The organism is Azospirillum sp. P4_B5, assembly GCF_056402275.1.
In genome coordinates, this window is record NZ_JBFUHT010000084.1 from 1 (window position 1) to 11,037 (window position 11,037).

The window sequence follows — 11,037 nt, forward strand, 5'->3', positions numbered from 1 at the left end:
TGCTTTCTCCTGGAATGCGGCGCCGGGCCGTGGCGGCGGTCGGGCGGGATGCCCGTCCTCTTCAATGGCCTCGTCCGTTGCGCCATGCCTCCGTTCTACGCCCCGCCGTGTTTCGAAGATGGGCATGAAGTGTAACGAAGTGTTGCAGAGCGCCAAGCAGCGCATGCGATCATCGGCGGCTTCCCGTACGTGGTGCGAAGAAAGGAAACAAATCAGGGTTTACGCGCCCCTCGGTCGGCGCCATCATCATGGCCCCCGCTCCTGCGGAAACCTCTCCTACACTACTCGTTTCATCATGCTTCATATCCTCGTCGTTGATGATAATCCGGAGATTCGCGATCTGCTAAGTCGCTTTCTGCGCAAGCACGATCTGAAGGTCTCCACCGCCCGCGACGGCTACGAGATGCGGGAATGCCTGCGAAACGGGTCGGTTGACCTGATCGTGCTCGACCTTATGCTTCCGGGTGACGATGGGCTGAAGCTCTGCCGGGATCTGCGCGCGGAATCCACGATTCCGGTTATCATGCTGACGGCGATGGGCGAGGAAACCGACCGCGTCGTCGGGCTCGAGATGGGTGCGGACGACTATTTGGCGAAGCCCTTCAGCCCCCGCGAACTGCTGGCCCGCATCAAGGCCGTGCTTCGCCGGACCGGAGCCGCTGCCGAGCACTCCGACCGGCCGAACAGCGGCGGTCGCATCATGCGTTTTGCCGGATGGACGATTGACCTCATCCGTCGCGAACTGCGTTCGCCCGAAGGTGCGTTGGTCGACCTGACCGGCGGTGAGTATGACCTGCTGGTCGCTTTCGTAGAAAATCCCAACCAGACACTGTCTCGTGACCGTCTGTTGGACATTACGCGCAGCCGGGCTGCATCGGCGTTCGATCGAGCCATCGATGTCCAAGTCAGCCGGCTGCGCCGCAAGATCGAGAGCGACCCGGACCAGAGCATGATCAAGACAGTACGGGGAGTCGGCTATGTCTTCACGGTTGCCGTGGAACGAGCGTGATGCGCCTGATTCCCGACAGCATGGCGGCCCGCACCATCGCGGTGATGGTGGCCGGATTGACATTATCCCATCTCGTCAGCATGGGGGCCTACGGGATCGATTTGCTGGTGCAATCGGACCGGTCCGTCGAACAGGAAACGGTGGAACGCTTCATCGCCGCGCGCTCGGCGATCCTCCAGGCGCCGGAAGGCGAGCGCGAGCGGACAGCCGCTCTCTTATCGCGGCGAGCGCTCGATGTACGATGGGCGCGCTCCGCCGTGGTCGAGGAGCGGGAGCCGGGGCATCCACAACTCATCGCAATACGGGCCCGGTTGTTGGAGATTGCCCCCGACCTGCAGGGGCAATCGCTTCGGCTCGCCTTGGCCGACGATCCTGACCATCCGGAAACGACCGGCAATATGGTGCTGATCTCGGCTCCGTTGCCGGGCGGCGAATGGCTCAATCTGCGGTCCTCGCTCGGCGATCCAGCGATGCACACGCCGACCAACCTCCTCATTTCGACGGGGCTGATGGCTCTGGCGGTCTTTGCCCTGTCAATTCTGCTGATCCGGTCGGCGACGGCGCCGTTGCGGACCATGGTCCGCGCGGCCGAGCGCCTCGGCGTCGACGTGACCGCTCCGCCATTGCCGGAGCAAGGCCCGACCGAGGTGCGGCAAGCCGCGCACGCCTTCAATGAGATGCAGGCACGTATCAAGCGTCTGTTGTCCGACCGCACACAGATGTTCGCGGCACTGTCCCACGATCTACGTACTCCGCTCACCGTGCTGCGCCTGCGCGCCGAATTCGTAGAGGACGAAGAACAGCATGACAAGATGCTGGCGGACATCGCCGAGATGGAGGAGATGATCAACGCCACGCTGGTGTTTTTGCGCGACGAGGGCGTGCAGGAAGAAAGCAAGATGATCGATTTGACGGCCACCTTGTCCACGATGTGCGACACATTGACCGATGCGGGACGCGATGTGGAATTCTCGGGCGATCCGCACGCACTCTTGTGTGCCCAGCCTATGGCGCTGCGTCGCGCCTTTCGAAACTTGGTCGATAACGCCATCAAATATGGCCACCGGGCACAAGTTGTCCTTTTCACCGACGCGGAACGAATCGTTGTGGATATTTTTGATGAGGGACCGGGAATTCCCGAGGCGGAGTGCGAGAAGGTGTTCCAGCCCTTCTATCGGATGGAGCGGTCCCGGAACCGCGAGACCGGAGGCTTCGGGCTCGGATTGACCACCGCCCGTACAACCATTCGCGCCCACGGCGGATCCATCGCGCTCTCCAACCGACCGGAAGGAGGCCTTCGCTTGACGGTTTCACTTCCGCGCGCCTCCGGTTGAGACATGTTTCCAAGGGCAGCCGACTGTTGGCTAGATGCTTCTTCCGGCTTCACCCGAAACTGATTGAATCAACTTTCACAGCGGAAGGTTCGAAGCAGTCCAGCTCGCCGTATGCCGCCGCTGCCTGTTGCACGACCGGCATCGGACAGTGCGTCGTCAGGTTCGGTCCACACGCGACATTCCGACCCATCCTCCTTCCGCCCCATGCTATCCCACCTCGTCATGCAGTACCTTGTTGTTGAATAAGCCGCGTGGTCGGCTTAGGGTGATTGACGGAGGACGGAGCGGAGAAGTTGGCTTCCCGTTCTGACTTTCCGCAAAGGACGAAGGCGGTTGCAATGTGGGGCGGAGCGCGATCGGCGCTAAGGAATGGGTGGGTGAGCCTGCTGATGCTGGCGATGCTGCTCGTCTATGCTGCGCCGAGCCATGCCAACCTGGGGCCTCACCATGCGTCCCAGGCTCCTCACGAGCACGTTCTGGTCGACGCCTATGGCGATGCCATTGCAGACGCCGCGGATCACGAGCACAAGGAAGCTCCGTGTGGGGACTTTGGCCTGCTCGACGGAGGGGCCTGCTGTAGTGTCGCTCAGTGCGTCACGATGCACGGCGGCCTCCCCGCGGTGGAGGTCGAGGCGTTCATCCCGCACCTGAACACGTCCCTGCGTCTGCCTGCCCTGGCCACGCCGGACGGCATCGGCATCGACCCGGCTTTCCGCCCCCCGCTCTGACCATCTGACGCCACGAGTCCGCCCGCGCCCGACCTGAGCCTCGGCTCGGTGAAGGACGCCGGTCCCGGCCCTCGTGCGCTTGGCTTTTGCGTCCCCGGCGCTCCCGCGTGGAGTCCGTCCGGGATGGCTCGAACCAGATGTTCAGATGGAGGACGCCATGTCGTCTCTCACCCGCAAGATGCTCCCGGTTCTCGCGCTGACCGCCATGATGTCGGTAGCCCAGGCCCAGACCACCACAGACCAGGACCACGACGCCCATCATCCGGACGGTGCCGCGGCCACGACGCAGGCCCAGCCCGCTCCGGCCCCGACCCCGGCTCCCACGCAGCCGACCCCGGGCGCGAAGCCCGGCGCGCCCGGCAACGCGCCGATGATGGGTCAGGGCATGGGCAGCGGCATCATCGTCCAACCCGGCTCCCAGGCGCAGGGTGGCCAGCCCGGCATGATGATGAACATGGGCCAGATGTGCTCGATGATGGGCGGCATGTCGGGCCAGCAGGACGGCCAAGCCGGGATGATGGGGCCCAGCATGATGTCCATGATGCGACAGATGATGATGGGCCAGCAGGGCGGAATGGGCTTGCCCTTCGAGCACGTCGAGGGCCGCATCGCGTTCCTGAAGGCCGAACTCAAGATCACCGACGCCCAGGCTCCGCAGTGGAACGCCTTCGCCGACACGCTACGGGCGAACGCCAAGGCCCATCGGGCCATGCACGAGCGGATGGCCATGAGCGGCATGCCCTCCTCCTGGCCCGCCCGGCTCGCTTTCCAGCAGACGGCGCTCGCCACCCGGCTCGACGCCCTGAAGGCGCTGGAGTCCGCCGCCAAGCCGCTCTACGCCGTGCTGACCGACGAGCAGAAGGCGCTCGCGGACCGGCAGCTCCCCGGCCCCATGGGCATGATGTGAGGAGGCGGCCATGACGCACCACGACCCCCATCACGCTCCCGAGTCGCAGGCGCGCACGCCCTGGTACCGGACCTGGACCGGCTTGGCCGGACTCGGCGCGACCGCCCTGGCGGCCGTGTACCTGTCGCTCTTCCACGTCGACCATGTGCTCGACGCTCTTCCGCTTCTCGTCCTGCTCCTGTGCCCGTTGATGCACCTGTTCATGCACGGCGGCCACGGGCATGGCGGCCACGGCGGGAGCGGCAACGACCGGTCGAACCAGGGAGGCTCGCCATGACGCACGAAGCCTCGGCCTATGGCCTGTGGATGCTGGTCGCCCTCAACTCCGCCATCTTCATCATCTTCGCCTTCAGCTTCGGCAAGCCGCAGTCACCGCGGGACTGGCGGTCCTTCGGGGCGTTCAGCGCCTTCATCGTGGCTCTGTTCACCGAGATGTACGGCTTTCCGCTGACCATCTACCTGCTCTCGGGCTGGCTCCAGACCCGCTACCCGGGGCTCGACATCCTGTCCCACGACGCCGGGCACCTCTGGTCGACCGTCCTCGGCCTGGAGGGCAATCCGCACTTCAACGTGCTGCACATCCTCAGCAACGTCCTGATCCTTGCGGGCTTCGTCCTGCTCTCGGCGGCCTGGAAAGTGCTTCACGCGGCGCAGAAGCAAGACCGGCTCGCCACGACGGGCGTGTACGCCCATGTCCGGCACCCGCAGTACATCGCCTTCATCGGCATACTGTTCGGCTTTCTGCTCCAGTGGCCGACCATCCTGACGCTGGCGATGTTCCCGCTTCTGGTCCTGATGTACGTCCGTCTGGCCCGGTCCGAGGAGCGGGAAGCCCTCCGGGTGTTCGGCGCCGAGTACGAGCGTTACGCCGCGGTCACTCCGGGTTGGCTTCCGCGTCTTTCCTCCCGCGGGCCGAACCACCCCAGAGTGGGAGGGTCGTTCGGTGCGTGATTCTGGTTGGAAGCCCATGAAGCAAGCGGCGGCAACGACCGTCGCCGTGTGCCTGCTGGCGCTCCCGGCCGGAGCGCAGACGCTTCGGGACGCGGTCGTGGGCGCCTGGAAGCTTAATCCCGAGGTCAGGAGCCTGGAGGCGCGGCGGGCCGTGGCCACCGCGCAGCAGGGGGCCGGGGAGTCGCTGGTCCCGGCCACCCCGGCGGTCACGCTGCGGCACACCACCGGCTACCTGAACCGCAACATCGGACGGCGCGAGTATAAGGCGGAATTGGGGGTTCCGCTCTGGCTGCCCGGTCAGGGAACGGCAACCGTGCGCGCCGCCGACGCGCTGTTGGCGCGTACCGACGCGGAGATCGCCGCCCGCCAACTGGCCGTTGCAGGGGAGGTCCGCACCGCCCGGGCCGGGGGAATCGCGGAGGCCGATCATCAGCTGGCCCGCGCCGAGGCGCTCGCCGTCGCCGTGGATCTCCGTGACGAGGAGTTGGCCTTGAACGAGGCCCGCCAAGTGTTCCGAACGCTGACCGGCATGGCGCCACCAAAGGCGTCACCGGAACCGGACATCGGCCAGCCTCCCCTTGAGCGGCACCCGTCCATGCTGGCGGGGCAGCTGGGCGTCCGCTCGACTCAGGCTCAGAGGAAGCTGGTGGATCTGACGACCCGCGACAACCCGGAGGTCGGGCTGATGGCCTGTCGCGAGCGCGACAGCCGCGAGGAACGCTACGACACCGTGTTCGGCGTTTCCGTCCGCATCCCGCTCGCCGTCGAGGCGGTGAACGCGCCCAAGCGTGCCGAGGCGATGAGCGAGGTCGTTCGCGCCGAAGCCGAGCAGGCCAGCGTGGCCCGCACGGTCGAATCCGACATCCAGCAAGCCCGGCTGGCTCACCAGGCCGCGACCGAGCTCTTGGCGATCGCCCGTGACCGCGCGGCGACCCTCCGGGCCCGCCTCTCAAACGTCGAGCGCGCCAGGAGAGGCGGCGAGATCAGCTTGGTCGAGTACGTGCGCGCGCCGGAAGCGGCCTTCGAGGCCGACCTCGCCCGTGCCACCGCCGAAGTCCGGGTCGGCGCCGCCCGGGCCCGCCTGAACCAGTCCCTTGGAGTTCTGCCATGACCATCCGACGCCTTTTCGCCGCGGCCGCGGTCGCCGCGCCGGTCGCCATTCCCGTCCTGGCTCACGAAGGGCACGCGCACGGTGGCGAGGAACCGAAGCCGGTCATCGCGATGGCCGCCCCCACTCTGGAAACGTCCTCGCCCGACCTCGAGCTCGTGGCGGTCGTCTGCCCGGCCAGAGGTCCGTTCAGGCTCGCTTCGAGATGGGCCACAGCGGCCACTGATTGAGCGGCCACGGGGGTATCGGGCGTCGGTGGTGCAGGTTTCGCCCACCGGCGTCCCGTACCTCCGGGCACCACCGGGTGTGAAATGAACCTTTTCCTTCTGCAAGACCGCATCCACCAACTGAGCGACTCGATCATCTCGAGCGTGTTCCCAAGTTCGCATTGGTGGATGCACTTCGTCGTCCATGTCGTGCTGGTGGCGATGCCGCTGGCGTTCCTTGCTCTGCTGACCACATGGTGGATCGGCGTCGTCCGTCGGCGGCTCGTGGGCATAAAGGCCGAGAAGCCGCCGGTTCCGGGTTCGCCGTTCCCGCCAAACCTCTTCGCCTACATCCTCAAGCACACCCGCCGCACACAGGTGGTCTTGTTGGTCATTGCACTGGCGTCGCTTCCACTTCTCTATGCCGTCCTTGAGCTTCCAAAGCAGATCATCAACAAGGCTCTGGATACCGAGACCGACACGGTCGTGGTGCTCGGGGTTTCGATTTCCCGATATGAACTGCTTTTTCTGCTTTGCGTTCTTTATCTTGCCGCGGTTCTCGCAAGCGGAAGCCTGAAATATTTCATCAATCTCCTCAAGGGCCGCTTGGCTGAAGGAATGATGCGCCGGATGCGGTTCGCCGTGTTTCGCGCCTGGTCGCGTGGCAAGAAGCCGTGCGACCACTCGCTGATCATTCCGATGCTGGTGCAGGAGGTTGAACCGATCGCCGGCTTCACCGGCGATATCTTCCAGGTTCCTGTGCTCCAGGGTGGCACCTTCCTGACCATCCTCGCTTTCATGATCATCCAGGATCCGGTGTTGGGTGCCGCAGCGCTGACGTTGGTTCCGATTCAGATCGCGGTCATCCCGCGCCTTCAACGCCGAGTCAGCGCCTTGGCGCGCGAGCGGTCGAGGGAGCTGCGTTTGTTCGGCGCCGCGTTGGCGGATGCCGATCCCCGCCACCATCCCAAGCGGCCTGGCCCCGTGCTGCTCGTTGCCAAGTCTCTGAAAAGAGTCCAGGCAATCCGGCTTGAGATCTACCGGCGAAAGTTCTTCATCAAAGGCTTGAACAACTTCATCGCACACCTCACACCGTTCTTCTTTTACACCATTGGTGGCTATTTGGTGATCGAAGGACGACTTTCCCTCGGAGCCCTCGTAGCGGTCCTGGTCGCTCACAAGGACATGTCCACGCCGCTCCGCGAGCTCCTTGGCTACTACCAGACCATGGACGACGTCCGTGTGCGCTACGAGGACATCCGGAGCTTCCTCGGGAGTCAGAACAAGGCCGACGAAGTTGATGGGACGGTCGAAAGAGGACGCGTCGGAGACCCTCACTCGCCGTTCGCAGGGGGGTATGCGACATGAACGCCGTTTCCCACCACCACATGCCCAGGGGCGCTCCGCCCTCGTGGCTGTCCACGTTGCGCCGGTACCTGACCATCTCTGCCGTCGGCAACAGGAGTGTCGCCCCTGGCACAGTGATTCGTCATCCCTTCAGCCGCCTTCTGGGCGGCGCGTACACGCGCCACCGCGCAGGGCGTCCCTTTTCTACAAGACCTTCAACACGGAGATGCGCAATGAGCGCCAAGAAGAAACTCGCCATGACAGCCGCGACCTTGTTGATCGGCCTCATCCTCGTGGAGCCGGTCCGCGCGACCGAAACCATCAAGCTGAATGAGGTCTCACACCTCCATGGGATTTCCGTGGACCCCACGGACCCGTCGCGCCTGTATCTCGCCTCGCATCACGGCGTGTGGCTGACCAACCCCGACGGCACGGCCACGCGGGTATCCGACAACCGTTGGGACTACATGGGGTTCACACCGAATCCGGCGCAGCCCGACGCCTTCTTCGCCAGCGGCCATCCGGAGAAGGGCGGGAACCTCGGCGTCCTCGTCTCGACCGATGGAGCGAAGACCTGGAAGCAGGTCTCGGCGGGTGTGAACGGACCCGTGGACTTCCACGCCATGGACGTCAGTCCGGCCGACCCGAAGGTGCTGTACGGCCACTACGGCAGCGTCCAGGTCAGCCGGGACAGCGGCAAGACCTGGGAGGTCACCGGCAAGCCGCCCGCCGACATGTTCGATCTGGCGGCGTCCTCCAAGGACCCCAACACCGTGTACGGCGCCACGCGCGCCGGATTGCTGGTGAGCCGCGACGCGGGCAAGACGTGGCAAGCCGCCTCCATCGTGCAGCGTCCGGCGACCATGGTCGCCACCACCAGGAACGGCGTCGCCTATGCCTTCCAGGTCGGTACCGGCCTGCTCAAGACGACCGAGCCGAGCCTTGCGTGGCAGCCGGTCGGCAACGGCTTCGGTGATGCCATCCTGCTGCACCTTGCGGTTGATCCGGGCAACCCGGAGCGGCTCTACGCCGTGACCGACAAGAGCGCCATCCTGGCCAGCCAGGACGGCGGCAAGACCTGGAAACCGTTCCGGTCGTGATGTGCCGGGGGATGTGGTATGAAGGCGATGAAGATTGGCGTTGGCTTGGCCATGGGCGCGGCGATCGCGGTGGCTGGCGTCTTCCTGCTCGCCGGTCCCAAGGCAGGCGCCGATCCAACCGACGCCGCCCAGGTTGCCCAGGGCAAGGCGCTCTACGCGGAGCGGTGCGCGTCGTGCCACGGCGCGCGGCTCGAGGGCCAGCCGGAGTGGCAAAGCCGCAAGCCGGACGGCCGTCTGCCCGCACCGCCGCACGACGCCTCCGGGCACACGTGGCACCACCCCGACGCCGACCTCTTCAAAATCACCAAGCAAGGCGTCGTTGAGTTCGCCCCGCCCGGCTACGAAAGCGACATGCCCGCTTTCGGCGGCGTGCTGAGCGATGCCGAGATCTGGGCGGTCCTGGCCTTCATCAAGAGCTCCTGGCCCGAGGAGATCCGTCGTCGCCACGCCGCCCTGAGCGAACGCGCGAGGAAATGAGGAGCGGGCGCGAGCGCTCTGCACAACGCGCTTGACCTTCCAGCCACTGGAAGGTGGAGCCTTGGTTTAATGGATGCCATCGCACACCGGTGCCGGGACGCTCGAACGAACGCGGAGGCACCGACGCCAGGCATGCGAAGGGAGAAGCGAACATGAACGACCAGCACCGCAGCCACGCACACCATCCTGACCACCACAGTCACGGTGGGCATGACCACCACGCCGGTCCCGCCGACCGGCCGAAGGTGAAAGACCCCGTGTGCGGCATGATGGTCGATCCCGGGCGGACCGGGCACCAAGCCGGGCACGGCGGCCAAACCTTCCACTTCTGCTCGGCGCGCTGCCGGGAAAAGTTCGTCGCCAACCCGGAGCGGTACCTGAAGCCGGAGGCAAAGCCCGCCGCTCCCGAGAAGGCCGCCCAGGCGTCGCCGCAGAAGGGCGTGATCTATACCTGCCCGATGCACCCGGAGATCCGCCAGGAGGGCCCGGGCAACTGCCCGATCTGCGGCATGGCCCTGGAGCCGGTCGGAGCCACCCTCGAGGAAGCGCCCAATCCGGAACTCGTCGACATGACCCGGCGGTTCTGGATCGGCACCGCCCTGACCGTGCCGCTCGTGCTCCTGGAACTCGGTGCCCATCTCCCAGGGCTCGGGCTCCACACCCTGATCTCACCCCAGGCTTCCCTGTGGCTCCAGTTCCTGCTGGCGACGCCGGTGGTGCTGTGGGCGGGCTGGCCGCTGCTGGAGCGGGGATGGCGATCGTTTGTGAACCGCAGCCTGAACATGTTCTCGCTGATCGCGCTCGGCGTCAGTGTCGCCTACGTGTTCAGCCTCGTCGCGACCTTCCTGCCCGGCATCTTCCCCGCCGGGTTCCGGAACGCCGAGGGGCTCGTCGCAGTCTACTACGAGGCGGCGGCGGTCATCACCGTGCTGGTGCTGTTGGGCCAGGTGCTCGAACTCCGCGCCCGTGAGCAAACCGGCGGCGCCATCCGCGCGCTGCTGAACCTGGCGCCGAAGACGGCGCGCCGCATCCGTGCCGATGGCGAGGACGAGGAGGTGACGCTCGACGCCGTTCACGTCGGCGACCGGCTGCGGGTACGCCCCGGCGACGGGGTGCCGGTCGACGGCGAGGTGTTGGAGGGCCGCAGCGCCGTGGACGAGTCCATGGTGACCGGCGAATCCATGCCGGTCAGCAAGGAGCCCGGCTCCAAGGTGATCGGCGGAACGGTGAACCAGACCGGTGCCTTGGTTATGCGCGCCGAGAAGGTCGGGTCCGACACCATGCTGTCCCGCATCGTGACCATGGTCGCCGAGGCCCAGCGCAGCCGGGCGCCCATCCAGCGCATGGCTGACGTCGTTTCTGGCTACTTCGTCCCGGCGGTCATCGTCGTCGCGCTCCTGGCGTTCGTCGCATGGATGATTTGGGGGCCGTCTCCGGCCTTTTCATACGCGCTGATCGCGGCGGTCTCGGTGCTCATCATCGCCTGCCCTTGCGCGCTGGGGCTGGCGACGCCGATGTCGATCATGGTCGGTGTCGGCAAGGGGGCAACCGCGGGCGTCCTGATCAAGGACGCTGCGTCCCTGGAGCGGTTCGAGAAGGTCGACACGCTCGTCGTTGACAAGACCGGCACCCTGACCGAGGGCAAGCCAAAGGTGACCGCCGTGGTTCCGGCGCCGGGCATGGACGAGGCGGACCTTCTGACGCTGGCGGCGAGCCTGGAACGGTCGAGCGAGCACCCGCTGGCGGCCGCCATCGTCGCCTCCGCCAAGGAACGGGGCCTGCCGCTGCGGGACGTCGCCGACTTCGGCTCCGTCACCGGCAAGGGCGTCGTCGGGACGGTCGGCGGGCGCACAGTGTCCCTCGGCAACGC

Annotated in this window: 12 protein-coding genes; all 12 read left to right on the plus strand. The window is 66.0% G+C overall.

Annotation, left to right across the window (positions count from 1 at the left end; translation table 11 throughout):
* On the plus strand, positions 1-1,009 hold a 1,009-nt coding region (locus tag AC1DVI_RS31245; RefSeq protein WP_476961290.1), incomplete at its 5' end, for a response regulator.
* The gene (locus AC1DVI_RS31250) at positions 1,009-2,343 is read left to right on the plus strand and encodes an ATP-binding protein (RefSeq protein WP_476961291.1); all 1,335 of its coding nucleotides are present in this window, start codon (positions 1,009-1,011) and stop codon (positions 2,341-2,343) included. The genes AC1DVI_RS31245 and AC1DVI_RS31250, both read left to right, overlap by 1 nt.
* Positions 2,344-2,720: 377 nt before the next feature.
* On the plus strand, positions 2,721-3,071 hold the full coding sequence (locus tag AC1DVI_RS31255) for a hypothetical protein (RefSeq protein ID WP_476961292.1): 351 nt from the start codon (positions 2,721-2,723) through the stop codon (positions 3,069-3,071).
* A 157-nt stretch (positions 3,072-3,228) separates the two neighbouring features.
* A complete protein-coding gene (locus AC1DVI_RS31260) occupies positions 3,229-3,978 on the plus strand; it encodes a Spy/CpxP family protein refolding chaperone (protein WP_476961293.1) in 750 nt (249 codons plus the stop codon).
* 10 nt (positions 3,979-3,988) lie between these two features.
* Entirely contained in the window at positions 3,989-4,255 is a 267-nt protein-coding gene (locus AC1DVI_RS31265; protein WP_476961294.1) for a DUF2933 domain-containing protein, read from the plus strand.
* Positions 4,252-4,929 carry a methyltransferase family protein gene (locus AC1DVI_RS31270; RefSeq protein ID WP_476961295.1) on the plus strand — a complete coding sequence of 226 codons (678 nt, stop codon included), beginning with the start codon at positions 4,252-4,254 and terminating at the stop codon, positions 4,927-4,929. Before AC1DVI_RS31265 ends, AC1DVI_RS31270 begins: the two co-directional genes overlap by 4 nt.
* Positions 4,922-6,040, plus strand: a complete 1,119-nt coding sequence (locus tag AC1DVI_RS31275; RefSeq protein WP_476961296.1) for a TolC family protein — start codon at positions 4,922-4,924, stop codon at positions 6,038-6,040. Before AC1DVI_RS31270 ends, AC1DVI_RS31275 begins: the two co-directional genes overlap by 8 nt.
* Positions 6,037-6,267 (plus strand): hypothetical protein, encoded by a 231-nt coding sequence (locus tag AC1DVI_RS31280; RefSeq protein WP_476961297.1) that lies wholly within the window; start codon positions 6,037-6,039, stop codon positions 6,265-6,267. The genes AC1DVI_RS31275 and AC1DVI_RS31280 overlap by 4 nt, the downstream gene beginning before the upstream one ends.
* A gap of 81 nt (positions 6,268-6,348) precedes the next feature.
* Positions 6,349-7,611: an ABC transporter ATP-binding protein gene (locus tag AC1DVI_RS31285; RefSeq protein ID WP_476961298.1), complete on the plus strand. Its 1,263-nt coding sequence runs from the start codon at positions 6,349-6,351 to the stop codon at positions 7,609-7,611.
* A 212-nt stretch (positions 7,612-7,823) separates the two neighbouring features.
* Positions 7,824-8,690: a WD40/YVTN/BNR-like repeat-containing protein gene (locus AC1DVI_RS31290; protein ID WP_476961299.1), complete on the plus strand. Its 867-nt coding sequence runs from the start codon at positions 7,824-7,826 to the stop codon at positions 8,688-8,690.
* A gap of 18 nt (positions 8,691-8,708) precedes the next feature.
* A complete protein-coding gene (locus AC1DVI_RS31295) occupies positions 8,709-9,167 on the plus strand; it encodes a c-type cytochrome (protein ID WP_476961300.1) in 459 nt (152 codons plus the stop codon).
* Between the two features lie 152 nt (positions 9,168-9,319).
* A partial coding sequence (locus tag AC1DVI_RS31300; RefSeq protein ID WP_476961301.1) for a heavy metal translocating P-type ATPase occupies positions 9,320-11,037 on the plus strand: 1,718 nt, incomplete at its 3' end.

Coding starts and splice junctions, on each gene's coding strand:
- AC1DVI_RS31250 (WP_476961291.1), top strand. CDS start 1,009: ATGCGCCTGATTCCCGACAGCATGGCGGCCCGCACCATCGCGGTGATG.
- AC1DVI_RS31260 (WP_476961293.1), top strand. CDS start 3,229: ATGTCGTCTCTCACCCGCAAGATGCTCCCGGTTCTCGCGCTGACCGCC.
- AC1DVI_RS31265 (WP_476961294.1), top strand. CDS start 3,989: ATGACGCACCACGACCCCCATCACGCTCCCGAGTCGCAGGCGCGCACG.
- AC1DVI_RS31270 (WP_476961295.1), top strand. CDS start 4,252: ATGACGCACGAAGCCTCGGCCTATGGCCTGTGGATGCTGGTCGCCCTC.
- AC1DVI_RS31280 (WP_476961297.1), top strand. CDS start 6,037: ATGACCATCCGACGCCTTTTCGCCGCGGCCGCGGTCGCCGCGCCGGTC.
- AC1DVI_RS31285 (WP_476961298.1), top strand. CDS start 6,349: ATGAACCTTTTCCTTCTGCAAGACCGCATCCACCAACTGAGCGACTCG.
- AC1DVI_RS31290 (WP_476961299.1), top strand. CDS start 7,824: ATGAGCGCCAAGAAGAAACTCGCCATGACAGCCGCGACCTTGTTGATC.
- AC1DVI_RS31295 (WP_476961300.1), top strand. CDS start 8,709: ATGAAGGCGATGAAGATTGGCGTTGGCTTGGCCATGGGCGCGGCGATC.